Below are 25,218 nucleotides of genomic sequence, written 5' to 3'. Positions count from 1 at the left end.
TTGGACGGCGAAACGCCCACCCCTGCCGGGATGGGCGTCGGCCTCAGAAGCGGCTACTTCAGGTACGGCCGGCGGACGTACCTGCCCAGCCCCAGGGTGTCACCGGCGTTGGCCAGCGCCAGGCCCACCAGCACGATCGCGTAGACGATGTGGTCGTCCATGAACGGGTTGTTGGCCAGCGGCAACTCCGCCGCCCACATGAGCATGAGCATCAGGCCGCCCGCCGCGGCGGCCACCCGGGTGCCGATGCCCAGCACCAGCGCCAGACCCACACCGAGCAGACCGGCCATGAACAGCCAGTCCACCCACGCCTGACCGGCCAGCCCCGAGAAGAAGCCGCCCAGCGCGTTCTCGCCGGCGCCCTTGAGGAACCCGGTGGTCGGGCTGCCACCGTTCAGCCACGCCTTGGCGGCCGGGGTGGCGAAACCCCAGCCGAACGTCTTGTCCAGGAACGCCCACAGGAAAACCCAGCCGAGCGAGATCCGGGCAACCGCCCAGACGTAGTCGACGGGCTCGGCAGCGGCGTTCCGCGACGGTGTCTCCATCACGGTTCGGGGGTGAACGGCGGTCATGATGTCCTCCTGTGGTCTCTGCTCCAAGTTCACCGCCTGTGAGCTCGGGCGGGCAGTGCCGTACGGCTCGGGCTCTCAGGGACTTTCGTCCCTGATCTCCAGGACCTCCGACAGCGGCCGGCGCACCCCCGTCGTGTCATCGAAGGTGAACCCCAAGCGCATGATCATCTGTGGATGGGCCTGGTCGCAGAGTTCGGCGCTCAGGAAGGCGCGGAGCAGGGGGAACTCGAGGGCCTGAGTGTGGAAGGCGGCGCTGAGGCCGTAGGCGGCGGCGTGCAGCAGGATCCGCTGGAGAGCCTGGCCGGCGGCCAGCCAGTCCTCGCGTGCGTCCCCGGTTGTGGTCAGCAGGGCGACCACGCCGGCGGAGTCCGACAGGCGCTGGTCGGCGGTGTAACCCCAATCGTGGCCGCGAGCGTAGTCGCGCTGGGCGAACCCGCCCCGGGTGGCCTCACGGGGGTAGGCCCTCGCGGGGACGCCGTCGGTGCGGGAGCTGCCGGGCGGCCTGGCCCAGCGGCTCACCTCCAGCGCGCTCAGGCGATCCCGGGACTGCGCGCCCTGCGCCGCCCGCGTCACTCCCGCCACGATGGCCAGCTCCGGCGGTTCGCGGAACGGGACCAGCCTGGCCCCTTCGGCAGCGGCCTGCCGGGTCAGCATGTCGACGAGACGGTCCGGGACCGGAAGCGTGGTGAATCCGGCCCGGTGGGTGCGCCGCAGCTTGATCTGCTCGCCCAGCAGGCGGGTGTGCTCGTCGGCCTCGATGGCGTCCACGGGCCGGACCAGCGCGAGCAGGGATGGCCGGTCAGGGTCAGGGGCGACCCGGACGGCCGGTTCGTAGCCCTGGCAGGCCAGCGCGGTCCGCAGCGTGAACAGCGCCGCGCCGCAACTGACCAGCAGCTCACGGCCGTCGGCGTCGCCGATGCGCAACTTTCGCTCGGTGTCGGCGCGCAGGCTGATCTCCTCGCCGGCGACGGCGAAGGTCCAGGGCTGAGTGTTGTGCACCGACGGCGCCCAGCGCGCGGCTTCCACCGCGGCATGGAGGGCGTCGGCCTTGGTCACCGCTTTGCTCTTCATTCCACCAGCCCATCATCGACGCGAGGCCGGTTTCAGGGTCGAAAGGCCTCTGCCGCCGGGCCGTTGGCCCCGCTCACCCGGCGGCGGAAGACCCAGTAGGTCCACGCCTGATAGGCCAGCACCAGCGGTGTGAAGATCGCGGCTACCCACGTCATGACGGTCAGCGTGTACGGCGAGGAGGCGGCGTTGGTGACGGTGAGGCTGTTGGCCGGGTCCAGCGCGGGCATGACGTCGGGCCACAGGGTGAGGAAAAGGGTGGCGACGACCGCCAGGATCGCCGCCGTCGTCGCCGCGAAAGTCCAGCCGTCGCGACCGCGCAGGACCGCCACCAGGGCGCCGGTCAGCGCGACGGCCGCCGTGGCCGCGCTCACCCAGGCCGCCGGCTTGTCCGCGGTGACCAGCAGGAAGGCCGCGCCCACCACGATCGTCGCCGGCAGCAGGGCGCGCACGGCTCGGACCGCCCGCGCGCGCAGCTCGCCCGTGGTGCGCAACGCCAGGAAGACGGCGCCGTGCGTGGTGAACAACGCCAGTGTGGCCAGCCCGCCGAGCAGCGCGTAGGGGTTGAGCAGGGTGAGGAGCGTGCCGGTGTACTCGTGCCCGGCGTCCAGCGGCACCCCGCGGACGATGTTGGCGAAGGCCACGCCCCACAGGAAGGCCGGAAGCAGCGAGCCCCAGAAGAAGGCCCGGTCCCATCCCTTCGCCGAGGCGGACTTGCCGCGGTACTCGATCGCCACCCCGCGCACGATCAGCGCGACCAGGATGGCGAACAGCGGCAGGTAGAAGCCGCTGAACAAGGTGGCGTACCACTCGGGGAAGGCGGCGAAGGTGGCGCCGCCGGCCACGAGCAGCCACACCTCGTTCCCGTCCCAGACGGGCCCGATGGTGCGCACGACGACGGCGCGCTCCTGCGTGGTACGGCCCAGCACCGGCAGCAGGATGCCCACCCCGAAGTCGAAGCCCTCCAGGACGAAGTAGCCGGCCCAGAGCACGGCGATGAGCAGGAACCAGACGGTCGTGAGTTCCATGGCAGGAGTTCCTTGTCAGTAGCTGGGCGTCAGTAGCTGAGCGCGGCGGCGGGCTCGGGCGTGTGCTCCTCGTCCGGGCCGCGGCGGATGAACTTCACCAGCAGCCTGACCTCGATCACCGCCAGCACCGCGTAGAGGAGGGTGAAGCCGACGAGGGTGATGGCGACCTCGGTGACGTCGACTCCGGGCGAGACGGCGGCGGCGGTGCGCATGATCCCGTAGACGGTCCAGGGCTGGCGGCCCATCTCCGTGAAGATCCAGCCGAGCGAGTTGGCCAGGAAGGGCAGGGCGATCCCGGCCAACGCGGCGCGATACAGCCAGCGGTTGTGCCGGCCACGTCGCATCAGCCACAGTCCCGCCAGGGCCAGCAGCGCCGACAGCGCCCCGAAGCCGATCATCAAGCGGAACGACCAGTACGCCAGGCCGATCACCGGCTTGTAGTCGCCCGGGCCGTACTGCCGCTCGTAGCGGGCCTGGATGTCGTTGATGCCCTCGACCTCGCCGTCGAGCGTGTTGGTGGACAGCAGGCTCAGGCCGTACGGGATCTGCACGTTGACGTGGTTGCGGCCGTTCTCCACATCACCGACGGCGAACAGGGAGAAGCCCGCGGCCGGTTCGTCCTCCCACAACGCCTCGGCGGCGGCCATCTTCATCGGCTGCTGCTGGGTCATGATCTGCGCCTGCCAGTGCCCCGAGAAGGCCACGCCGACGGCGGCGATCCCGGTGACGACCAGGGCCAGCCTGGCCGAGGTCCGAAAGAGCGGCACGTCCCGTTTCCTCAGCAGGAACCAGGCGCTCACGCCCAGCACGAAGCCACCCGCGGTGAGGAAGGCGCCGAAGATGACGTGCGGGAAGGTGGCCAGCGTCGTGGAGTTGGTCAGAACGGCCCAGATGTCGGTCAGCTCGGCCCGGCCGTTGTTGATCCGGTAGCCCACCGGGTGCTGCATCCAGGAGTTGGCCGCGAGGATGAAGTAGGCCGACAGGTTCGTGCCGATGGCCGCCAGCCAGATCGTGGCCAGATGCACCCGTCTGGGCAGCCGGTCCCAGCCGAAGATCCACAAGCCGAGGAAGGTGGACTCCAGGAAGAAGGCCATGAGCCCTTCCATCGCCAGCGGCGCCCCGAAGACGTCGCCCACGAAGCGGGAGTAGTCACTCCAGTTCATCCCGAACTGGAACTCCTGCACGATGCCGGTGACCACGCCCATGGCGAAGTTGATCAGGAACAACCGGCCCCAGAACTTGGTGAGCGACAGGTACTTGGCATGGCCGGTGCGGTACCAGGCGGTCTGCAGCCCGGCCACGATGATCGACAAGCCGATCGTCAGCGGAACGAAGAGAAAGTGGTAGACGGTCGTGATGCCGAACTGCCAGCGCGATAGATCCAGGACATCCATGCGCGCCAGCGTCCTGCACCCGCTTTTCGCCGCCGTAGGGTATCTCGGCCCGTCGACGTGGGACTTTGGTCCTCACCATCGCAGCCCTGTGGCTCTGACCGCCGGCGGGCGTGCTCGGCGAGGCTCAGGTGCAGGAGGTGCGTCATGGCCACGCCGCTCGCCCGTCGTCTGCTCGTCGCCACGAGCCAGGCGCCGTCGGTGCACGACACCCGGCCCTGGACGGTGGAACCGACCGCCGGCGGTCGCCGATCCGGCTACTACCCCGCGCAGAGGATGAGCTCGAGGTTCTGGCGGCGGTACGCCTGGTCGACGACGCTCCCCCGACCCCGGACATGCGACCTCTACCAGGCCGTCGCCGAACGCCGGACCGACCGGGACCTGCACGGGGCACGCCCAGATGACCACGCGCCTCGGGTACGGGCCCTCCGTGCCCCGGGGCTCCGCGACGACCTTTGAACGAGGATCCCCATGTATGACGTGCTCCTGCGAAGCGGCGGTATCGCGCGACTTCGCCACCTCCGCCCCGACGACCGGCCCGCGCTGCACGAGCTGGTCGGCCGGTGCAGCGAGCGCTCGGCCTACCTGCGTTTCTTCACCGGCGGCAGAGCCACCGCCCACGCCTACATGGACCGCATCACCGGGGACGACTACCGCGGGCACGCCTTGGTGGCCCTGGTCCGCGAGCGGCTCGTGGCGGTCGCGGAGTGGATCCCCGTCGAGGACGGCAGCGCCGACCTGGCCATCCTCATCGACGACGCCGCCCAGGGCGACGGACTGGGCACCCTGCTGCTGGAACACGTCGCGCTCGAGGCGGCCGAACGGGGTGTCACGGCCCTCGTGGCCGAGGTGCTGGCCGAGAACATGCCGATGCGCCGGGTGCTGCTCGACCTCGGGCTGGCCGTCACGCTCCGCCAGGAGGGCGGGACGGTCGAGGTCCGCATCGAACCCGAGCCCACCGCCGGTCTGCAGCTCACCATCGACGCGCGCGACCATGAGGCTGGACGAGCCTCCCTGGCCAAGGTGCTCGCCCCTGGCTCGGTCGCCGTGGTCGGCGCGGGCCGCGACCCTCGCTCGGTGGGGCACCGGGTCGTGCGCAACCTGCTCGACAGCGGCTTCACCGGCACTGTCCAGCCTGTCAATCCGCGTGCCACCGAGATCGAGGGCCTGCCATGCCTCGACATGGTTCCGGAAGGGACCGATCTCGCGGTCGTCGCCGTGCCGGCCAAGCATGTGCTGGATGTCGCCCGCGACTGCGCGGCCGCTGGCGTCGCCGGGTTGGTGGTTCTGACGGCCGGATTCGCCGAGAACGAGGATCACGGCAGCCAGCGCGAGCTGGTGAAGATCTGCCGCGCCGCAGGCATGCGCCTCATCGGCCCCAATTGCCTGGGGCTGGCCAACACCGCCTCCGGGCTCAACGCCACCTTCCTCGACCGGGCTCCTGCCAGGGGCGGCGTGGCCGTCATGTCGCAGTCGGGCGCCGTGGGCGCCGCACTGCTGGAACGGCTGCCGATCTCCAGCTTCATCTCGGTCGGCAACAAGGCCGACGTGAGCGGCAACGACCTGCTGGAGTACTGGGAGGACGACCCCGGCACCCGGGTGATCGCGTTGTACCTGGAGTCGTTCGGCAACCCGCGCAAGTTCGCCCGCATCGCCCGCCGGGTCTCGGCGCGCAAACCCGTCCTGCTGGTCAAGAGCGGCCGCTCCGACTCCGGCGACCGGGCGGTCCGGTCGCACACGGCGGCGGCGGCCACGCCCGACCTGGCGGTGGACGCCCTGGTGCGCGCCTCCGGCGTGATCCGGCTCGACTCGCTGCAGGAACTCGCCGACACCGCCCGGCTGCTGGCTTCCCAGCCGTTGCCGCGCGGCCGGCGGGTGGCGATCGTCGGCAACTCGGGCGGGCCGGAGGCGATGGCCGCCGACGCCTGCGAGCGGTACGGCCTGACGGTCCCCGAGCTGCCCGCCGGGCTCGTGGACGGTCCCGCCGGCTCGGCCCTGGGCAATCCGGTCGACCTGACGGCCGAGGTGCCCGCCCGGCGGCTCGGGCAAGCCGTCGCGACCCTCGCCGGTTGCACCGACGTCGACGCCGTCCTGGTGGTGTACACCCCGCCCTTCGGCGACGGGCCGGAGTCCACCCGGCAGGCCATCGCCGACGCGACCCGGACGACGGACAAGACCGTCGTGGCGTGCATCGTCGGGCACGACGGCATGATCTACGACCGCGTTCCCGCCTACGCCTTTCCCGAGCAGGCGCTCAGCGCCCTGGCCCGCGCCGTCGCCTACGCCGACCGGCTCGGCCGGGCCGTACCGGCTGACGAGCCGCTCTCCGGGCTGGACCGCGAAGCGGCACGCACGCTGGTGGCACGCGAACTGTCCAGCGGGTGGCTCTCCCCTGCCGCGGCCGCCCGGCTGCTGGCCTGCTACGGCATCCAGACCTGCGAATCGATCACCGTGGACGGCCCGGAGACCGCCGCCGAGGCGGCCGGCCTGGTCGGGTTGCCCGCCGTACTCAAAGCGGTCGGTCCGGTGCACAAGAGCGACGTGGGCGGGGTGCGGCTCGGCCTGGAGACCCAGGAGCAGGTACGGCAGGCCTACCGCGACATGGCCGCCACCATCCCCGAGATGTCGGGGGCCGTCGTGCAGCACCAGCTCGCCAAGGGCGTCGAGCTCATCGTCGGCGGCGTCGCCTATCCCGCCTTCGGCCCGCTGATCATGACCGGCATGGGCGGGGTGACCGCCGACCTGCTCGGCGACCGTGCCTTCCGCGTCCCGCCCCTCACCCGTGCCGAGGCCATCGAGATGCTCGGTGAACTCCGTTGCTCGCCCCTGCTGTACGGCTACCGCGGCAGCGAGCCCGTCGACGTGGACGCGCTGGCCGACCAGATCGTGCGGGTCAGCCACCTGCTCGACGACCTGCCCGAGATCGCGGAACTCGACCTCAACCCGCTCATCGTCACACCGCACGGCGTCGCCGCCGTGGACGTACGAATCCGCCTGGCCCCGGCCGGGGCCAGGCCCTCGCCCCTGCGCCGCCATCTGCGATGAAGGAGGAACCATCATGCGCACCAAGGTTCGCGACGTCATGACGGCCGAAGCGGTGAGCGTCCACGGCGGCACACCGTTCAAGGACGTCGCCGAAACGCTCATCGAGCACGGCATCAGCTCGGTCCCGGTGCTTGACGCCGACGACCGGGTGATGGGCGTCCTGTCCGAGGCTGACCTGCTGTTCAAGGAGGAGTTTCGCGAGCTGTACTACCGGGAGGGCTACCGGCCGCCGCTCCGCGTCCGGCGCCGTCACCCCGATGCTGCGCGCAAGGCGCTCGGCGATCGGGCGGCCCAGCTCATGTCCGCTCCCGCGATCACCGTAGATCCTGACGCCTCGACGGTCGTCGCGGCGCGCACCATGGACGAGCACAACCTCAAGCGTCTGGTCGTGACAGATGCCGACGGCTGCCTGCTGGGCATCGTCAGCCGGCGGGACCTGCTCAAGGTGTTCGTCCGCTCCGACGACGAGCTCGCCAGGGAGATCCGCGAGGACGTGCTGGGGCGGGCGCTGTGGGTCGACACCTCCCACGTCAAGGTCGAGGTCCGTCACGGCGTCGCCGTCCTGAGCGGGCGCATGGAACGCCGCAGTGAGGCGGAGATCGCCGCCCGGATGAGCGCGCGCGTCAGCGGAGTCGTGGACCTGATCAACGAACTGACCTGGACCGAGGACGACACGCCGAAGTGGGGCGGGCTGTAGTCATGCTCGCCCGTGAAGTGATGAGCAGCCCGGTCATCACGGTCCGCCGCACCGATCCGGTGCGGCAGGCCGTCCGGCTGCTCCACGATCTCAACATCACCGCGGCCCCGGTCCTGGACGAGGACGGCCGCCTCGCCGGCATCGTCAGCGAGCTCGACCTGCTGACCGGCGAGTTCGAGCCCGACCCCCGCGCCCACGCGCTGCCCGTCCAGGGACTCGGCGCTCCACCACCGCGGGTGGTGGGACAGGTCATGACCGAACAGGTCATGACCGTCACCGAGATCACCGACATCGCCACCGTCGTCGACCTGATGATCGGCAAGCGGTTCAAGAGCGTCCCGGTCCTGCGCGGGGAGCGGATCGTCGGCATCATCAGCCGACGCGACCTGCTGGCGCTCCTGGCCCGGACGGACCGGGACCTGCGCCGGGACATCGTGCAGGCGCTGCGCGAGCAATACCCGCACGGCCCGCGCTGGACCGTGACCGTGCACGACGGGGTGGCCTTCCTCGACGGGCCGGCCGACGAGCGGGCCCGCCGGGTGGCCGAAGTGATCACCAGCACCGTTCCCGGCGTCGTCCGGGTCGAACACCGGAGGAACCCATGAGAGTCAAGGTCCAGGACGTGATGACCTGCGAGGTCGTCGCCGTCGACGAGAAGGCCCCCTTCCACACGGTGGCCGAGTTGCTCATCCAGAACGCCGTCAGCGGCGCGCCCGTCCTCGACGGTGACGACCGCGTGGTCGGCGTCATCTCCGAGGCCGACCTGCTGCGCAAACAGGAGTTCAAGCAGCAGTACTACGGCGACGACTACCGTCCCCCGCTCCGAGCCCGGGTCCGTCACCTCACCGATCACGAGCGTGGCGCTTACACTAAGTCGTTCGGCGAGACCGCGCGCGACCTGATGACCTCCCCCGCCGTGGTCACCACGCAGGACACCTCGGTGGTGGCCGCCGCCCGGCTGATGGACAAGCACGGCGTCAAACGCCTGCCCGTCGTCGACGCGCAGGGCCGGCTCGTCGGGCTCATCACCCGCCGTGACCTGATCCGGGTCTTCGTCCGCAACGACGAGACCATCAGGCTGGACGTCGTCAAGGGCCTGCCGCTGCACGCCGCGGCCAGAATCGACGTCACCGTGACCGACGGCGTCGTCACCCTCACCGGTCAGGTCGAAAAGCACAGCCAGGCGGCGCTCGCCGCCCGCCACGCCGAGAACGTGGACGGCGTCGTGGCCCTGCGTGACGAGGTGACCTGGACCGACAACGACATCGCCGACTACATCCCGATCTACGGAGGTGCCTGAAAATGAAAGCGCTCGTCTACCACGGTCCCGGCCGGCGCTCCTGGCAGGAGGCGCCTGGCCACTGATCCAGCAGCCCACCGACGCGATCGTACGGGTCGACGCCGTCACGATCTGCGGCACCGACCTGCACATCCTCAAGGGTGACGTGCCCACCTGCGAGCCCGGCCGGATTCTCGGCCACGAGGCGGCCGGCACCGTCGTCGAGACCGGCGACGCAGTCACCGGCCTGCGGGCCGGAGACCGGGTCCTGGTCTCCGGCATCACCGGCTGCGGCAGGTGCCGCTACTGCCGTACCGGGTCCTACGGCCAATTGCCTCGGAGGAGGCGGCTGGATCCTCGGTCACCGCGTCGACGGCGTCCGAGCCGAGTACGTCCGCGTGCCGTACGCAGAGACCTCCACCCACCGGGTGCCCGACGGAGTGAGCGATGAGAGCGTGCTCATGCTCGCCGACATCCTGCCCACCTCTACGAGGACGGAGTGCTCAACGGCAAGGTGACCCCGGGTGACACCGTGGTCGTCGTCGGCGCCGGGCCTATCGGGCTGGCCGCCATCGCCACGGCGAGGCTGTTCAGCCCGGGCCGTATACCGCCGGGCGGCTCGACACCGCGCCCTTCGTCACCCATCGCTTCCCCCTGGAGGAGATGGAGAAGGCCTACGAGGTGTTCGCCGACGCCCAGGAGACCAGCGGGCTGAAGGTGGTGCTCACGCGCACCTGACGGAGGCATGCCCGGAGGGGGGCCACCGCGCTCCTCGCGCCGGGACGTTGGTCCCACCGGTGGAGGGCTTATGGCCGTGCCGGGCGGATCGCGCCCGCGGCTAACGTCGGTGGCGTCACCCGATGAAAAGGAGCCATCATGCCGAACACCGGAGCGCTCGACCGCTTCCTCGCCGAGCACGCCGCCGCCCCCGAGCCGGTGCTGATCGACCTCAGCCCCGAGGAGTGCCTGCGGCTCATCTCGCCCGGCGGGATCGGCCGGGTCGCCTTCGCGGGCTTCGACGGCCCGACCGTGCTGCCAGTCACCTACGTGCTCCATGACGGCGTCGTCGTCTTCCGCACCCGTGCCGGCGGCGCGATGGACCACGACCTCCGCACGGGCATGGAAGGCGTCGATTTCAAGATCGCTTTTGAGGTGGACCGGATCGACGAGACGACCCACCTCGGCTGGAGCGTCCTCATCCGGGGCCCGATCCACCACCTTCCCGACGGCGAGCGGCTCTCCACGGTGCAGCCCTGGGCCGGAGGTGAGCGCGATCTCTACATCACGATCCGCCCGCAGACCGTCACCGGCCGGCGCATCGCCCGGCGTCCCGTTTAGACCTGGCCGAAACGGCGTCGGCGACCGGGCCGCCCCTCGCAGGGTGATCTCATGACCAGTCTCCATCGTCGACATCTTCGATCGTCGACATCTTCGCTGAGCACTCCGCCCACCGGGGCACCGAGCACACCCGGTCGCTCCTGGCCATCATCTGCCGGGTGGCCGACCTGGTCAGCGTGCTGGACGGCCACCTCGGCCCCGTTAGCCTCCACGTGCACGTCAACGTGCTCACTCCGCGGTCCTGCTGGAGCACTCGACGTCGTCGATCGCACCTTCCTCCGCTCTACGGCCACAACCCCGAGCCGTGGCGAAATCATCACCGGCAGGGCCTGCCCGGCGTCGGACAGGCCGGGCAGGTCCTCAGGACCCTGGCCGAGCGGGCTCGGCGTCTATCTGCCCTCCCCGCGCGGAGTGCGCACCACCATGACCGGGCAGGGGGCGTGGTGGAGCATGGCCCTGCTCACCGAGCCGAACGCGAGACCGGCCACCGCCGAGTACCCCTGCGAACCGACGACCAGCAGCCCGGCGTGCTCGGATGCCTGGCGGAGCACGTCGACGGCGTGCCCACGGACGACTTCCTCGACCAGTTCCACCTCGGGGTAGCGCGTCCGCCAGCCGGCGAGCGCCTCGCTCATCAGCCGGCGTTCGGCCTTGGCATCGTCGAAGTCGTCGGGGATGGGCCAGAAGCCGCCGCCCGCCTCCAGCCAGGTCCAGGCGTGCACGGCTCGCAACCGGACGCCGCGCAGGCTCGCCTCGGCGAAGGCTGCGGCGAGGACCAGCTCGCTCGCCTCGGACCCGTCGATGCCCACCACGATGTCGCCTCCCTGGTTCGGGCGTGGTGAACGGACGATCACCACGTCACCACGGGAGTGTGCCGCCACACCGTAGGCGACCGATCCGATCAGCAGTCCGCGCACCGGACCGAGTCCGCAGTCCCCCACGACCAGCAGCCGGGCCTGCCCTGCCGCCTCGGTCAGGGCGGTGCGCGGATCGCCGGCCAGCAGCGCGGTGTCCACCTCGAGCTTCGGCTCCTCCTGCCGGGCGCGGGCAACCGCTGCCTGCAGGACGCCGACCGCTCCCTCCCGCATCCATCGGGCCACCTCCGCCAGGCGCCCGCCGTGCTCCTCGATCGCCCAGCCGGGCATGGCGTGCGCGATCAGCAGCGGTACCGCTCGCAGGTGCGCTTCCCGGGCGGCCCAGGCCACCGCTTCCAGGGCGGCTCGGGAGCCGTCCACCCCCACCACGATCACGATGTTCCCCTTTCGAAGGTATGCCTTCCATGAGACCGGCCACGGCGGTCGTCGCCCAGGGCCGAAGGTCCCTGCCCGCAGGGGCTTACGACCCGGGCCGGCAGCCGGTCAGAGCAGCGGCGGGACGATCATGAGAGTGTCGTCGTGGTCGCAGGTCAGGTGGGTCATCACGTCGACGACCCCCTCCACTTGCCGGGTTTGCTCCACCAGGTGGATCCGCTGGGACGCCCGCGCCACCCGGCCGGCGAAGGTCACGACCCCGTTCTCGACCGCGACCGTGACGCCCTCCGGAGGCCGCACCGTCCGCAGGGTCTCCGCCAGCAGTTCCTCGGCCGGCCGCAGGAAGACGCGCAACACGTCGGACTGATGGATCGTCCCGACCATCCGGCCGGTCACCGGGTCGATGACCGGAAGCTGCTTGATGCGCCGCGCATGCATCTCCCGGGCGGCCTCGCGCAACGCGGTGCCGGGGGTGACCGTGACGGCGGGCGAGGTCATCAGCTCCTCGGCGGTCACCCCCGCCGCCTTGCCGTGGTCGGCGCGCTGCCGACGGCTTTCGAAGACGGAGACCGCATGCCGTACGGTGTCGGTCTCCTTGAGCAGCAGGTCGTCTTCCGAAACGACGCCCACGGGGCGGCGGTCGGTGTCGATGACGGTGACCGCGCCGACGGCGTAGCGCTGCATGGCCTCGATGATCTCGGTGAACGGAGCGTCCTTGCTGACGGCGATCGCCACCCGCCCCATGACGTCCTTGACTTCGACGGACATCGCTACCTCCTCAGGTTCCACCTTCCACACTGCTCCGGCCGCCGCGCCGGCTGCAGCGGCGAAAGGCCCTGGTGAGATGGCCTTTGGTCCCACAGTCACCCGGGCGAAGGCCCACCCGTCCCTCAGGAGCGGACGACGGCGACGGCGCACCGCGCATGGTGCAGGACCCCGCGGCTGACCGAGCCCAGCACGACGGAGCCCACGGCTCCTCGCCCCCGGGATCCGACGACGACCAGATCGGCCTCGGCCGAAGCTCGCGACAGCGCATCAACCGGGTGCTCGAACTGCAGATGCTCGACCACTTCGACCTGCGGACACTTCTCCTTGAGCGCGGCCAGGCGGTCGGTGACGACCTGGTGCTGCGCGGTGCGGATCTCGTCCATGTCGATGGACAGTTCAGGCGCGTGCAGCCGGTTGGGCAGTTGCCAGCCGTGAACGGCGTGGACGGTCGCCCCGCGCAGCACCGCCTGCGCGAACGCGTACTCCAACGCCGGCTCGCACTCGGGCGAGTCGTCCACGCCGACCACGATCCGGCCGGTGACCGGTCCCTGGCCCGCCCGCACCACGACGACCGGGCAGTGGGCCTGACCGGCCACGTGCGTGCTCACCGAGCCCAGCCACGCGCCGGCGATTCCGCCCAGCCCGCGACTGCCCAGGACGATCTCGTCCACGCCGGCCGCCCGCTCACGGAGTTCGGCCGCGGGCGCGCCTTCGCGCAGTTCGGCGGAGACCTCCACGTGCGGCTGCCGGGCACGCGCGATCCGCTCCGCCTCCGCCAGCACCTTCTGCCCGCCCCGCAGGAGCGGGTCGGGCCAGTCCGGTGCGGCCGGGAACCGCTGCACCTGGTACGGCCAGCGGTCCACGGCGTGGACCAGGCATAACGGCCGCTTCGTCCGGGCGGCGTCGTCCGCGGCCCACTCGATGGCGGCGTGGCTCGCTCGAGAGCCGTCTACCCCGACAATGATCATGTTTCCTCCTCTGCCACCTCCATGGCACAGCGCTGGAGGCCGGCCGAGTAGGGCCGTTGGTCCCTTCGTCCGACGGCCCTCAGACCCGCTCAACGTCCGGAGACGGAAACCCGGGAGGCTGTCGCACGCTCGTCCGCCTGAACAGCCGGGCTGGGCGCCACCACGACGACAGGACACGGCGCCTGCCGCAGGCAGGCCAGCAGCGTGGCGCCGAGCCACTCGCCCTGCCGCTCGCCGGCATTGGACCCGAGCACCAGCACGTCCGCCCCTGCGGCGTACCGGCCCAGTTCCCGTGCGGGCAGACCCTCCACGAGCCGGCCGCCGCGCCTCTTGACCGTGGCGCAGCCGCAGTCCCCGTGCGCCACCCTGCCGCCCACCTTGGCGTAGGGCGCCAGCGGCAGCGGTTCGTGCACGTGCACGATCACCAGCTCGCCGCCGTCGTGCGCGACCTTTTCCTCGGCCCAGCTCAGAGCCGCCAGCGAGGCGGGCGAACCGTCGACGCCCACCACCACGCGTCCGTTTGTCATGGACCCACGCTCCTTCCTCGACGCACCGCGACACAGAGGCTTTCGTCCCGATCTGCGCCCGCCGGAGTCGTCGGGCGGGAGACCGGCCGCTTCGCAGCGGCACCTGCCATCGGACCCGCGTGCCGTACTCCTCCTCGGCCGACCCGTCCGCCTTGATGGCGCGGGAGCGGCGGACGAGGTTCGACAGCGTCTCACGCGGGCTGGTGATCTGGACGCAGGCACGGCGAGCGGGGCGTGACACGCCCCGCAGGGCCGAACGGTGGAGCGGATCTGCCGGACGGTTCCGTCCCGCTCGACGATCATGACGATCCTTGCTCTCCGGCTCCTGTTCGCATCGCGACCAGCACACTGGAGCCGGCGGCTCCCGTGGTCACACCCACCCGATCGACGAGGTTCCTGACCAGCCACAGGCCACGGCCGCCGACGGCGTCAGCGCCGGGCAGATCCGAGCTGAGCCGCCGGGCGGGGAAACCGCCCCCTTCGTCGGCGATCTCGCAGCAGAGCTCGTCGCCCTCGCGCCACATGCGCAGCCGACCGCGCCCACCCCCGTGCCTCACCGCGTTGATGACGCACTCGTTGACGGCGAACACGAAGTCCAGGAGCCGCTCGCCGGCCAGTCCCTGCTCGACCGCCCACCGGCTGAGCGTGCACCGCGTCCGCGACACGGACCTCAGATCGAACGGTGTCGCCACGAGCAGGCTGCCATCCATGTCTCGATGGTCTACCGCCGGGACCTGGCCTCCGAGGGCAGAAGGTCCCGTTCACCGGGCCGAAGGTCCTCAGCGGAAGATCATCTGTCGAGGACGTACCAGATGAAGATCGCCCCGTCCCAGGAGGGGGCGATCTCCGGGAACGGTTCCCCGTCCGTTCGGTACTCGTCCCAGAAGCCCGTCTCGAGGGTGAGGTAGCGGGCGGCGCCGCCGTCCCGGCTGCCCCGTCGACGCACGGCGGCCAACTCCAGTACGCCACGGCTTCCGATCTCGCGCCGCACGTCGAACTCCTCTGAGCCGACTCGGACATGGGCCGGGCGAACCGCTCGTCTCCTGCTGTCCAGCCGATGCGCGGGGTCGAGCGCGGCGGCCGGTGTCATGACGACCTCCGTGGCTAGGCGGCACGCGGCGCTGGGGGAGATACCCGCCCGTACCAGCTGTGACCGGGGCCAACCCGAGCGCGCGCCAGCGCATCTCGCCGACGCACGCGCAGCAACTGTCGAAGCCGGTGACCCAGCCCCGGGCCGGATGGCGTGCTTCAGCCAGCGGCCGACTGGCTCCGAGAGCTGCCCGACCGACGCGGGGGCGCACGCTCCGGAGTTCGGCGCCTCGCGCTGGAGCAGCCCCCAGGCGACGGTGGCGGCCTCGGACAGATGGGCCGACGCGCCAGTAGGGGCGGTCCAGCCCGAGCGGGACCGGCAGCAGCCGCCTGCGCGGTTGCGGCATTTCGTCGAGGCGTTCCGTCGCTTGATCGACCACCTCGCGCCGGGACAGCGGTCGGGCAGGATCGACAACCCGCCCACGTTGGCGACGTTGGTGGCGGTCTCTAAGTGGAGGAACTGGGCGTCCAGAGCACTCATCTGCTTTCGCAAGCGCGACTGACCTTGAACTGTTCGACACCGCTCAGCCTTCGTGGATGTCGAGAAGGCCACGCCGGACCGGTGCGGCAGGACTCGCCGATGACATCGGGACCCTGCTTCCAAGGCCCGGGACTTTCGTCCCTGGCATGAGACTGAAGCAAGCGGCAAGAGTGGCGTTCATGGACAAACTGGAGCACATCGACGCCTACTGGCGGGCGGCCAACTATCTGTCGGTCGGGCAGATCTACCTGCTGGACAACCCGCTGCTGACCGAGTCGCTGAAGCCGGAGCACATCAAGCCGCGCCTGCTCGGCCACTGGGGCACGACGCCAGGGCTGAACTTCTGCTTCGCCCACCTCAACCGGGTCATCGCCGAGCGCGCCCAAGACATGATCTACATCGCCGGCCCCGGGCACGGCGGTCCCGCCGCCGTCGCGCACGCCTGGCTGGAAGGCACCTACACCGAGAAATATCCCGACATCCCGCAGGACGCAGTCGGGATGCGGCGGCTGTTCCGGCAGTTCTCCTTTCCCGGCGGCATCCCCAGCCATGTCGCGCCGGAGACCCCCGGCTCCATCCACGAGGGCGGCGAGCTCGGCTACAGTCTGGCCCACGCCTACGGCGCCGCCTTCGACAACCCGGATCTGGTGGTCGCCTGCATCGTCGGCGACGGCGAGGCCGAGACCGGACCGCTGGCCGCGAGCTGGCACTCCAACAAGTTCCTCAACCCCAAGCGCGACGGCGTGGTCCTGCCCATCCTGCATCTGAACGGCTACAAGATCGCCAACCCCACCGTGCTGGCCCGCATCCCCGAGTCCGAGCTGCTCAAACTGATGGAGGGGTACGGCTACCGCCCCCACGTCGTCGGTCCCTCGCACGAGGAGATGGCCCAGACCCTCGACCTCGTCTTCGACGAGATGCGCGACGGCGGCCCCTTCCCCATGATCATCCTGCGGACGCCGAAGGGCTGGACCGGCCCCCGCGAGGTCGACGGCCTGCCGGTCGAGGGCACGTGGCGCGCCCACCAGGTACCGCTGGCAGACGTTCGTCACCACCCCGAGCGGATGGCTCAGCTCGAGGAGTGGATGCGCTCCTACCGGCCCGAGGAACTGTTCGACGCCGAAGGCCGCCCCCGCGAAAACGTGCTGCGGGCCGTACCCGCCAGGCGCATGTCGGCGAGCCCGCACGCCAACGGCGGCGAGATTTTGCGCCCGCTGGTGCTCCCCGACTTCCGCGACCACGCCGTGGAGGTCAAGGCGCCCGCCTCGCGGGAGAGCGAGCCGACACGGGCCCTGGGCGGCTTCCTGCGTGACGTGATCGCCGCCAACCCGGACAGCTTCCGGCTGATGGGACCGGACGAGACCGCCTCCAACCGGCTCAGCCCGGTCTTCGAGGTCACCGACCGCACCTGGGAGGCCCGGATCGTCGACGGCGACGACCACCTGTCACCCGACGGCCGGGTGATGGAGGTGCTCAGCGAGCACCTGTGCCAGGGCTGGCTGGAGGGTTACCTGCTGACCGGCCGGCACGGGCTGTTCAACTGCTACGAGGCGTTCATCCACATCATCGACGCCATGTTCAACCAGCACGCCAAGTGGCTCGACGCCTGTGACGACATCCCCTGGCGCAGGCCCGTGGCCTCGCTCAACTACCTGCTCTCCTCCCACGTCTGGCGACAGGACCACAACGGCTTCTCCCACCAGGAGCCCGGCTTCCTCGACGTCGTGGTCAACAAGAAGGCGTCGGTCGTGCGGGTCTACCTCCCGCCGGACGCCAACACGCTGCTCTCGGTCGGCGACCACTGCCTGCGCTCGCGCGACTACGTGAACGTCATCGTCGCCGGGAAACAGCCGGTGCTCGACCTGTTCACCATGGACGAGGCGATCGTCCACTGCACCCGCGGGCTCGGCATCGTCGAATGGGCCTCCAACGACGACGGGGCCGAGCCCGACGTGGTCCTGGCCTGCGCCGGCGACGTGCCCACCCTGGAGACGCTCGCCGCCGCGGCCCTCCTGCGCGAGCATCTGCCGTCCCTCAAGGTCCGCGTGATCAACGTCGTGGACCTGATGCGCCTGCAGCCGCCGAGCGAACATCCCCACGGCCTGCCCGACGCCGAGTTCGACGCGCTGTTCACCACCGACAAGCCGGTCATCTTCAACTTCCACGGCTACCCGTGGCTGGTCCACCGGCTGACCTACCGCCGCCGCGGCCACGACAACCTGCACGTGCGCGGCTACAAGGAGGAGGGCACCACGACCACGCCGTTCGACATGGCCATGCTGAACGACATCGACCGGTACCACCTGGTCATGGACGTGATCGACCGCGTTCCCGGCCTGGCCGTCCAGCAGGCCCACCTGCGCCAGCGGATGTCGGACGCCCGCCTGCACGCCAGGGCCCACACCCGCGAACACGGCGAGGACGCGCCCGAGATCAGGGAGTGGACGTGGCCGTACTCGTCCTGAACACCGGCTCGTCCAGTGTGAAGTACCAGCTCATCGAGGACGGGGTACGGCTGGCGGCAGGAAAGCTCGAGGGCGTGGACGGGCTCGACGACCTGCTGGCGGGACTCGCCCGCGACCACCCGGTGCCCGTCGCGATCGGGCACCGGGTGGTGCACGGCGGCGACCGGTTCCGCGACCCGGTGCTCGTGGACGCCGAGGTGATCGCCGCCATCGAGGAACTGGAGCCGCTGGCGCCCCTGCACAACCCAATCAACCTGCACGGGATCAGGCGATGCCAGGCGGTGTTCCCCGGTGTTCCGCAGGTCGCCGTGTTCGACACCGCCTTCCACCAGAGCCTGCCCCCGGAGGCGTACACGTACGCGGTGCCCGGCGACTGGCGGGTGCGCCGCTACGGCTTCCACGGCACCTCCTGCGCCGCGGCCGTCCGTCAGGCGGCCACGCTCGGCCACGAGGGCAACCTGATCGTGCTCCATCTCGGCAACGGCGCCAGCGCCACCGCGGTGGAGCGGGGACGCAGCGTGGACACCTCCATGGGGCTCACTCCGCTGGAAGGCCTCGTCATGGGCACCCGCTGCGGCGACATCGATCCCGGGATGCCCGGCTACCTCGCCCGCGTCCGCGGACTGGACCCCCAGGCCGTCGAGGACGCCCTCAGCCACGACTCCGGGCTGAAGGCCCTGGCCGGAACCCATGATCTGCGGGAGGTGCACTCGGAACTGGCGCTCGCCGTCTACTGCCGCGGCATCCGCAAGTACGTGGGCGCCTACTACGCCCTTCTCGGCAGGGTGGACGCGATCGTCTTCACCGGTGGCGTGGGCGAAAACTCGCCCGAGGTCCGCGCTCGCTCCCTCTCCGGGCTCGAACGCCTGGGCATCGTGGTCGACGCCGCGCGCAACGAGGCGGGTGACCGGGTGATCTCCCCTCCGGGCGCCGAAGTGGGTGTCCTGGTCCTCCCCGCCGACGAGGAGGCCGAGATCGCCCGGCAGACGATGGCGCTCCTGTCCGGAGCCGCGCACCCGGGGCCGGATGCCGGCTGAGGGGGGCTGGCTCCGCCGCCGTACGCGCCGCCTCGATCGAGGGTGGGACTTTGGTCCCTACTCGCCGACCTGGATGACGGATAGCGTCGGGAGCATGATTCGCGTGTTCCTGCTCGACGACCACGAGGTGGTACGGCGAGGCGTGGCCGCCCTGCTGGAGTCCGAGGACGACATCGAGGTCATCGGCGAGGCCGGCACAGCCTCCTCCGCCATGGCCCGCATCCCCGCGCTCCGACCGGACGTCGCCGTCCTCGACGTCCGCCTGCCCGACGGCAACGGCGTCGACGTCTGCCGCGACGTACGCTCCAAAATCCCCGAACTGCGCTGCCTCATGCTGACCAGCTACGCCGACGACGACGCGCTGTTCGACGCCGTCATGGCCGGCGCCTCCGGATACGTCCTCAAACAGATCCACGGCAGCGACCTGGTCGGCGCCGTACGCACCGTCGCCTCCGGCCAATCACTGCTCGACCCCCAGACCACCGCCACCATGCTCCAGCGCCTCCGCGACCAAGCCGGTCGCAAGGACCCCCTGCAAGCGCTGTCGGACCAGGAACGCCACATTCTCGAACTGATCGGTGAAGGACTCACCAACCGGCAGATCGGCGAGCGCCTCTACCTCGCCGAGAAGACGGTCAAGAACTACGTCTCCAACCTTCTCAGCAAGCTCAACATGCAACGCCGTACCCAGGCCGCGGCCATGGCCGCCAGGCTCAAGGCGGATCGTCACGACTGACCGGGACTTTCGCCCCTAACCCCGAAGGCGGGCAGGCGGCATGCTGGACCTCATGCAATACGACGGTTCCGGTCTCCAAGTGCTCTCCCGCCAGGAATGCCTGGACCTGTTGTCGACAGCGGAGATCGGCCGGATCGTCTTCACCGACCGCGCCCTGCCCGCCGTCCAACCGGTCAACTTCCTGCTCGACGGCGAGAGCATCGTCATCCGCACGTCAAGGGGGTCCAAGCTCGCGGCCGCCACCCGGCAGGCCGTGGTGGCGTTCGAGGCCGACGATTTCGACCCGCGCGAGCGCACGGGCTGGTCGGTGACCGTGATCGGGCACGCCAGGGCGGTCATCGAACCCGACGAGGTGGCCAGGCTGGCCGGGCTGCCGCTGGAGCCGTGGGCGCCGGGCGGCCGGGACCACTACATCGTGGTGGGCGTCGAGCAGGTGACCGGCCGCCGGATCACAGCGGTACGTGCCAGCGGATCCGCGTCCCTCCTCCGCTGACGCTCTCCAGATCCACCGCCCCGCCGAGCTGGGCGGCGCGGTCCTCCAGGTTGCGCAGGCCGCTGCGGCGGCCCGATTCGCCGATCCCGACTCCGTCGTCCTCCACCACGAGCGTGAGCTGCCCGTCCGCGACCTCGGCCGACACCTCCACTCTGGTGGCCCGGGCATGGCGGACGACGTTGGACAGCGCCTCACGCAGGACCGCGAGCAGGTGCCCGGCGTGCGCGTCGGGGACCTGGTGATCGAGCTGGCCCTCCATCCGCAGCCCGGGCATGAAGCCCAGATGCCCGCGGGCGCCCTCGACCAGATCCACGATCTGGGCGCGCAGGCTCGGCGAGCCGGGCTCGCGCGCACCCTGAAGAGCGAAGATGGTGGAGCGGATCTGCCGGATGGTCCCGTCCAGCTCGTCGATCGCGTGCTGCAGCCGTGCCGACGCCTCCGGCCGCTCCACCAGCCGGACCGCACTCATCAGCGTCATGGCGACGGCGAACAACCGCTGGATGACCACATCGTGCAAATCCTTGGCGATCCGGTCGCGATCCTCCAGCAGACCGAGCCGCTCGGCGTCCTGACGCGCCTCGGCCAGCTCCAGCGCGATCGCCGCCTGTCCGGCGAACCCCTCGAGCATCCTCTGATCGCCGCCGCTGAACGGGATCCGCCCAGGCCGCTTGGCGAGCATCAACGCGCCTCGGACGGCCGGGGGCGCGCCGAGCGGGACGACCAGCCCCGGGCCGAAGCCCAGTTCCTTCAAAGGGGAATTGGCATAGGCGGAGTTCTGGAGGTTCGCCTCGCTCATGGACTCGCCCCGGGAGAAGGCCAGCCCGGCCAGGCTGCCCTCCATGGGGACGACCAGGTCGTCCGGTACGTCGCCGTCGGCGATCTGGACCTTCAACGCGCCCTGCGCGGGCAGGAGGACGGCGGACAGGTCGGCGTCGGTCATCTGACGGGCGCTGGCCGCCATCATACGCAGAACCTCCTGCGACTCCACGCCCGACAGCAGGCTCGTGGTGATCTCCGACGAAGCCCGCAACCACGTCTCCCGGCTACGAGTCTCCTCATACAACCGAGCGTTCTCCACGGCGACACCGGCGGCGGTGGCCAGCGCGATGACGATCGCCTCGTCCTCCTCGTCGAACTCCGCACCACCACGTTTCTCCGTCAGGTACAGATTCCCGAACACCTCGTCACGCACCCGGATCGGCACACCCAGGAAACTGCCCATCGGCGGATGACCCGGCGGGAAACCATACGACTCGGGGTGATCGGAGATCCGCGCCAACCGCAACGGCCGGGCATCCTTGATCAGCAACCCGAGCAGACCCAGCCCATGCGGCCAATGCTCGATCGCCGCGATCTCCTCCTCGCTCAACCCCACCGGGATGAACTGGAGCAACGTGCTGCCCTCACCCACCACACCCAGCGCGCCATAACTGGCGTCCACCAGATTGGTCGCCGTCTCCACGATCCGCCGCAGCACCGTCTCCAGGTCCAGGTCACTGCCCACCGACACCACCGCGTCCAGCAGCGCGTGCACCCGGTCGCGGGTGGCCAGCACGGTGTTCAACCGGACCTGAAGCTCGGCCAGCAGCTCGTCCAGCCGCATGTGCGGCAACAACGGATTCGACACACAGGCGAGTTTCGCATCCCCACAGCGAAACGCCCACCCCTGCCAGGAGGGGCGTCGGCCTCGGAAGCGTCTGCTTCAGGTACGGCCGGCGCTTGTACCTGCCAGCGTGATCGCGTGGACGACGCCCCGTCGGCGCCCTTGAGGAACCCGGTGGCCGGGCTGCCACCGTGGAGCCGTCGCTGACCGCGTCGCATCGGAGGACCTCCGTCGTGGTGTGAAGCGGCCGGCGGACACCGAGCGGGTCAGATCCTTCTGCGGGTCAGGCGCGCACGACCGCGACAGCGCAGTGAGCGTGGTGCAGGACGCCCCGGCCCACCGAACCCAGCAGCGCGGCGCTCAGCGCGCCGCGCCCGTGCGAGCCCACGACCACCAGGTCGGCCTCGGCCGAGGCCTGGACCAGCAGGTCCACCGGGTGCGCGTTCCGCACCATGACCTCGACCTCGACGTGGGGATACCGGTTCGTCAGGTCGGCGAGGCGGTCGGTGACGACCTTCTGCTGCGCCGTACGGACCTCGTCGAGGTCGACGTAGAGCGCCGGGTAGCCCGGCAGAGCGGGAAGCCGCCAGCCGTGGATGGCGAGAATCCGCGCGTCGCGGGAGACCGCCTGCCGGAAGGCGTACTCCAGGGCCGGTCCGCACTCGGGCGAGTCGTCCACGCCGACCACGATCAGGCCCGCGAGCGGCCCCGGGTCCTGGCGGACCACGACCACCGGGCGGTGCGCCTGACCGGCGACGTTCATGCTGACGGACCCGACCAGGGCCCCGGCGAATCCACCCAGGCCGCGTCGGCCGACGACGATCTCGGAGGCATGCTTGCCCTGTTCCCGCAGCACCAGCGCAGGCGGCCCATCAGCGAGTTTGGTGGTGACCTCCACCTTCGGCTGCCGGGCGTGGGCGATCTCCTCGGCCTTGGCCAGAATCGTCTCGCCGCCCTGGGTGAGCCAGTCGGTCAGCTCGGGAGCACGATACCTGTCGATCTCATACGCCCAGCGGTCCAGGCCGTGGACGAGCAGCAGCGGCTGGTGCGTGCGGCAGGCGTCGTCGGCCGCCCACTCCACTGCCGCCCGGCTCGCTTCGGAGCCGTCGACACCTACGACGATCATGAGCTTCTCCCTTCATCGACTCCATCCGACCTCCTCCGCATCCGCCGAGGTAGGGCCTTTGGTCACTCGTTCAGGGGCCGGACGCCCGTGCCTGAGGCGGCGAGCCGCGCCCCAGAGCCGGGTGAGGCGCCGGTCCCGGTGGCCGGGCCGGGCCAGGTCCTGGTGGACGTGGCGGTGTGGGCATCACGTTCGCCGAGACGCAGATCCGGCGCGGTGTTCGTGTAGATCGCCATGCGGTCGGCGGGGTCGGCGGCGGTGTCGTCCTCACCCTGATGCCGGCCCCGCGAACGGCGACGGCTGGACAGAGCCGGCAGGTCGATCAGCCGACCGGTGGTGCGAGGTGCTCCAGCGCATAGCCGTCGGGCCCGCGCCTTGCACGGATAGATCCTCGGCACCCGTGACGCTAGGAACCGGCCAGCTCGCGACGTTTGACGAGATCCCAGAGCCGGACCGTGCCGTCCCGCTCGCCGCTCAACAGCAGCCGTCCCCGCGCGGCGAGCGCGGTGACCGTCGACGAGGTCGCACCGGTCAGCGTCGCGGTGACCAGGCCGGTCGCCGGGTCACGCAGTTCGATCGGCGAACCGATGGACTGCCCGGTCACCAGCACGTCACCTGCCATCGTGAAGGACGGGAACCCCCAGGCCGCGATCGCCTTGCCCAGGTTCTTCAGCGGCTCGGAGCGCTCACGTCGCGTGTGGAGATCCCAACTGTGCAGGCCGTACATCGAGCTTCCGAACAGCACCGCGCGACCGCTCACCACAGCAGCCTGAAGCGGATTGAAACTCTCCGCCTCCTCGCGCGCCCCGAACTCTCCGATCTTGCGGCGAGCGGCGACATCCCACAGGTCGACTCCTCCGGGTTCGTCACCGAAGTTGCCGACCCCGACGCTCAGCACTTCCTCGGCCACCGTCAGCGCGGTGACCGGCCGCCCCGGATCACCCGTCAGCCGCCCGAGCTCACGCAGGCCGCCGAGATCCCAGATCGTCACCCGGCCCGCCCGATCCCCGACGTACATCCGCTCCCGATCGGCCGTCACCGCACTGACCGGCCCCTTGATCCGGAGCAGTTCCCGCCTGGTGTCGAGATCCCACAGCCGCCCGCCGTCCTTGCCGATGACGAAGAGCGCCGAACGCCCGTTCCGCTCGACCACCACTGACTCGACCCCGTCGAAGGGCTCACCCACCGGCTCCAGGCTCGGCACCGACCACAGCCGCACCTGCCCGTCCCTTCCCCCGCTCACCGCGACCCGCTGCCCACGCATCCGCGCGAACCCCACGGTCAGTACGGCGGAGCGGCCGTCGGAGGGATCGACGGGCGGAGGCTGCCAGGAGGAGACATGCGGCACCGGGGAGGGCGTCGCGGGTGCCATCGCGGGTAAGGACAGCGACGCCCGCGAGGCCGGCGCCTTGCGGTGCTCCGCTGCGGGAGCCGAGCAGCCGGCGGCGAATACGAGCAGCACTCCAGCCACCACTTGGAGCGCGCCTCCGGCCGAGAAGATCACTCCATCACCCTACGCGCGACCCGGCCCGTCCGGGCGAGATGACCGCGAGCGCCCTCGTCGCGACGAACACCCGGGCCATCGCCGAGGTGTACGGGCGGACGTGGGGGCCGACCGCTGCGTCGACACGGTCGCATGCAAGGCCCCGGGGCTGAATGTCGAGATTCTCGACCCGAAGGCCAGCCAGACGACGACCCCGCTCGGGGAACTGCTCAACGACGGGGAGATGGTGCGGGTGAGTCATCTCGGCGCGCCGCAGTGCCGGGGTGGGCTGGCGAACGGGCCGGAGCAGAATGCTCATCATCGCCGGTAGCGCGTGCGCATGAGACCCGAGCCGAGGCGGGCGGCAGAGGGTCTCATCGGCCGTCGCACACGCCGGCCGGGCCGCACGCGGTCTACCGGACAGTGCGCGAGTGGCTGTAGCGCTGCGACCGGACCGTCGCCATCACTGGGCAGTGCTCGCGCTGAGCGCCGACGAACGTGGCCTCGGTGCGCGCCGAGCAGGTCACCAGCCGGTACGGCGGCCGGGCGGTGAAGTATGTGATGACGAGGGCGCACATAAGGGTCAGGGCGCGCACACCCCATTAACAGTGAATAACCGACGAACTTCGACCCGCGCCCACTCCGCACCGCACCCGGGGCGCGAGGCCGGGAGCAGGCACGCATGTGACGATGGCGCCGGAATTGATCTTTTTTGCAGAAAGAGGTAACCGACGCCGTTCGACCCGTGCCCACACCGAGCCTCGCGCTCGAGGCCCG

The 25,218-nt window shown here is 70.6% G+C and carries 25 protein-coding genes; 11 read left to right on the top strand and 14 right to left on the bottom strand.

Translation table 11 applies throughout. The features are described 5' to 3' along the window. Positions 1-53: 53 nt before the first annotated feature. The 4 genes from AB0I67_RS16455 to AB0I67_RS16440 all read right to left on the bottom strand — a co-directional run bounded on the left by AB0I67_RS16455 (position 54) and on the right by AB0I67_RS16440 (position 4,062). Positions 54-545 carry a hypothetical protein gene (locus tag AB0I67_RS16455; protein WP_357924079.1) on the bottom strand — a complete coding sequence of 164 codons (492 nt, stop codon included), beginning with the start codon at positions 543-545 and terminating at the stop codon, positions 54-56. Between the two features lie 102 nt (positions 546-647). Further along, positions 648-1,643, bottom strand: coding sequence for a nitroreductase family protein (locus tag AB0I67_RS16450; protein ID WP_357923821.1), 996 nt, complete (start codon positions 1,641-1,643; stop codon positions 648-650). 32 nt (positions 1,644-1,675) lie between these two features. Continuing rightward, the gene (gene cydB, locus AB0I67_RS16445) at positions 1,676-2,668 is read right to left on the bottom strand and encodes a cytochrome d ubiquinol oxidase subunit II (RefSeq protein WP_357923819.1); all 993 of its coding nucleotides are present in this window, start codon (positions 2,666-2,668) and stop codon (positions 1,676-1,678) included. 29 nt (positions 2,669-2,697) lie between these two features. Continuing rightward, positions 2,698-4,062: a cytochrome ubiquinol oxidase subunit I gene (locus tag AB0I67_RS16440; protein WP_357923817.1), complete on the bottom strand. Its 1,365-nt coding sequence runs from the start codon at positions 4,060-4,062 to the stop codon at positions 2,698-2,700. A gap of 468 nt (positions 4,063-4,530) precedes the next feature. On the opposite strand from AB0I67_RS16440, the gene AB0I67_RS16435 reads away from it, so the two are divergent. The 6 genes from AB0I67_RS16435 to AB0I67_RS16410 all read left to right on the top strand — a co-directional run bounded on the left by AB0I67_RS16435 (position 4,531) and on the right by AB0I67_RS16410 (position 10,418). Continuing rightward, a complete protein-coding gene (locus tag AB0I67_RS16435; RefSeq protein ID WP_357923815.1) occupies positions 4,531-7,104 on the top strand; it encodes a GNAT family N-acetyltransferase in 2,574 nt (857 codons plus the stop codon). Between the two features lie 13 nt (positions 7,105-7,117). Next, entirely contained in the window at positions 7,118-7,801 is a 684-nt protein-coding gene (locus AB0I67_RS16430; protein ID WP_357923813.1) for a CBS domain-containing protein, read from the top strand. 2 nt (positions 7,802-7,803) lie between these two features. After that, positions 7,804-8,406 (top strand): CBS domain-containing protein, encoded by a 603-nt coding sequence (locus AB0I67_RS16425; protein ID WP_357923811.1) that lies wholly within the window; start codon positions 7,804-7,806, stop codon positions 8,404-8,406. Beyond that, entirely contained in the window at positions 8,403-9,101 is a 699-nt protein-coding gene (locus tag AB0I67_RS16420; protein ID WP_357923809.1) for a CBS domain-containing protein, read from the top strand. The genes AB0I67_RS16425 and AB0I67_RS16420 overlap by 4 nt, the downstream gene beginning before the upstream one ends. Next, on the top strand, positions 9,094-9,531 hold the full coding sequence (locus AB0I67_RS16415; protein WP_357923808.1) for an alcohol dehydrogenase catalytic domain-containing protein: 438 nt from the start codon (positions 9,094-9,096) through the stop codon (positions 9,529-9,531). The genes AB0I67_RS16420 and AB0I67_RS16415 overlap by 8 nt, the downstream gene beginning before the upstream one ends. A gap of 425 nt (positions 9,532-9,956) precedes the next feature. Next, complete coding sequence (locus tag AB0I67_RS16410) at positions 9,957-10,418, top strand: pyridoxamine 5'-phosphate oxidase family protein (protein WP_357923806.1); 462 nt, start codon at positions 9,957-9,959, stop codon at positions 10,416-10,418. A 389-nt stretch (positions 10,419-10,807) separates the two neighbouring features. On the opposite strand, the gene AB0I67_RS16405 is transcribed toward AB0I67_RS16410, so the two are convergent. The 6 genes from AB0I67_RS16405 to AB0I67_RS16380 all read right to left on the bottom strand — a co-directional run bounded on the left by AB0I67_RS16405 (position 10,808) and on the right by AB0I67_RS16380 (position 14,922). Then, entirely contained in the window at positions 10,808-11,668 is an 861-nt protein-coding gene (locus AB0I67_RS16405; RefSeq protein ID WP_357923804.1) for a universal stress protein, read from the bottom strand. Between the two features lie 108 nt (positions 11,669-11,776). Continuing rightward, positions 11,777-12,436: a CBS domain-containing protein gene (locus AB0I67_RS16400; protein WP_357923802.1), complete on the bottom strand. Its 660-nt coding sequence runs from the start codon at positions 12,434-12,436 to the stop codon at positions 11,777-11,779. Between the two features lie 122 nt (positions 12,437-12,558). Then, positions 12,559-13,404, bottom strand: a complete 846-nt coding sequence (locus tag AB0I67_RS16395) for a universal stress protein (RefSeq protein WP_357923800.1) — start codon at positions 13,402-13,404, stop codon at positions 12,559-12,561. An 89-nt stretch (positions 13,405-13,493) separates the two neighbouring features. Then, complete coding sequence (locus tag AB0I67_RS16390) at positions 13,494-13,931, bottom strand: universal stress protein (RefSeq protein ID WP_357923798.1); 438 nt, start codon at positions 13,929-13,931, stop codon at positions 13,494-13,496. A 299-nt stretch (positions 13,932-14,230) separates the two neighbouring features. Then, complete coding sequence (locus AB0I67_RS16385; RefSeq protein WP_357923796.1) at positions 14,231-14,641, bottom strand: ATP-binding protein; 411 nt, start codon at positions 14,639-14,641, stop codon at positions 14,231-14,233. An 80-nt stretch (positions 14,642-14,721) separates the two neighbouring features. Beyond that, positions 14,722-14,922 (bottom strand): hypothetical protein, encoded by a 201-nt coding sequence (locus AB0I67_RS16380; RefSeq protein ID WP_357923794.1) that lies wholly within the window; start codon positions 14,920-14,922, stop codon positions 14,722-14,724. A gap of 758 nt (positions 14,923-15,680) precedes the next feature. Between AB0I67_RS16380 and AB0I67_RS16375 the strand changes: the two genes are divergently transcribed. The 4 genes from AB0I67_RS16375 to AB0I67_RS16360 all read left to right on the top strand — a co-directional run bounded on the left by AB0I67_RS16375 (position 15,681) and on the right by AB0I67_RS16360 (position 20,232). After that, positions 15,681-17,966, top strand: coding sequence for a phosphoketolase family protein (locus tag AB0I67_RS16375; protein WP_357924077.1), 2,286 nt, complete (start codon positions 15,681-15,683; stop codon positions 17,964-17,966). Further along, positions 17,948-19,003 carry an acetate/propionate family kinase gene (locus AB0I67_RS16370; protein WP_357923792.1) on the top strand — a complete coding sequence of 352 codons (1,056 nt, stop codon included), beginning with the start codon at positions 17,948-17,950 and terminating at the stop codon, positions 19,001-19,003. Before AB0I67_RS16375 ends, AB0I67_RS16370 begins: the two co-directional genes overlap by 19 nt. Before the next feature lie 94 nt (positions 19,004-19,097). Continuing rightward, on the top strand, positions 19,098-19,739 hold the full coding sequence (locus tag AB0I67_RS16365; protein WP_357923790.1) for a response regulator transcription factor: 642 nt from the start codon (positions 19,098-19,100) through the stop codon (positions 19,737-19,739). A gap of 52 nt (positions 19,740-19,791) precedes the next feature. Further along, entirely contained in the window at positions 19,792-20,232 is a 441-nt protein-coding gene (locus AB0I67_RS16360) for a pyridoxamine 5'-phosphate oxidase family protein (protein WP_357923788.1), read from the top strand. On the opposite strand, the gene AB0I67_RS16355 is transcribed toward AB0I67_RS16360, so the two are convergent. The 3 genes from AB0I67_RS16355 to AB0I67_RS16345 all read right to left on the bottom strand — a co-directional run bounded on the left by AB0I67_RS16355 (position 20,189) and on the right by AB0I67_RS16345 (position 24,420). Further along, positions 20,189-21,835, bottom strand: coding sequence for a GAF domain-containing protein (locus tag AB0I67_RS16355; protein ID WP_357924075.1), 1,647 nt, complete (start codon positions 21,833-21,835; stop codon positions 20,189-20,191). The genes AB0I67_RS16360 and AB0I67_RS16355 overlap by 44 nt on opposite strands. Before the next feature lie 283 nt (positions 21,836-22,118). Next, positions 22,119-22,961, bottom strand: coding sequence for a universal stress protein (locus AB0I67_RS16350; protein ID WP_357923786.1), 843 nt, complete (start codon positions 22,959-22,961; stop codon positions 22,119-22,121). Between the two features lie 403 nt (positions 22,962-23,364). Further along, positions 23,365-24,420, bottom strand: coding sequence for a WD40 repeat domain-containing protein (locus AB0I67_RS16345; RefSeq protein ID WP_357923784.1), 1,056 nt, complete (start codon positions 24,418-24,420; stop codon positions 23,365-23,367). Positions 24,421-24,562: 142 nt separating this feature from the next. On the opposite strand from AB0I67_RS16345, the gene AB0I67_RS16340 reads away from it, so the two are divergent. Continuing rightward, positions 24,563-24,772 carry a hypothetical protein gene (locus AB0I67_RS16340; RefSeq protein ID WP_357923782.1) on the top strand — a complete coding sequence of 70 codons (210 nt, stop codon included), beginning with the start codon at positions 24,563-24,565 and terminating at the stop codon, positions 24,770-24,772. 82 nt (positions 24,773-24,854) lie between these two features. Here AB0I67_RS16340 and AB0I67_RS16335 read toward each other — a convergent pair whose 3' ends face one another. Continuing rightward, on the bottom strand, positions 24,855-25,037 hold the full coding sequence (locus AB0I67_RS16335) for a hypothetical protein (RefSeq protein ID WP_357923780.1): 183 nt from the start codon (positions 25,035-25,037) through the stop codon (positions 24,855-24,857). Between the last annotated feature and the right edge of the window lie 181 nt (positions 25,038-25,218).

This window comes from Nonomuraea sp. NPDC050310, from assembly GCF_040655795.1.
Classification (GTDB): domain Bacteria; phylum Actinomycetota; class Actinomycetes; order Streptosporangiales; family Streptosporangiaceae; genus Nonomuraea.
This window is presented reverse-complemented; position numbering and strand designations above follow the sequence as displayed.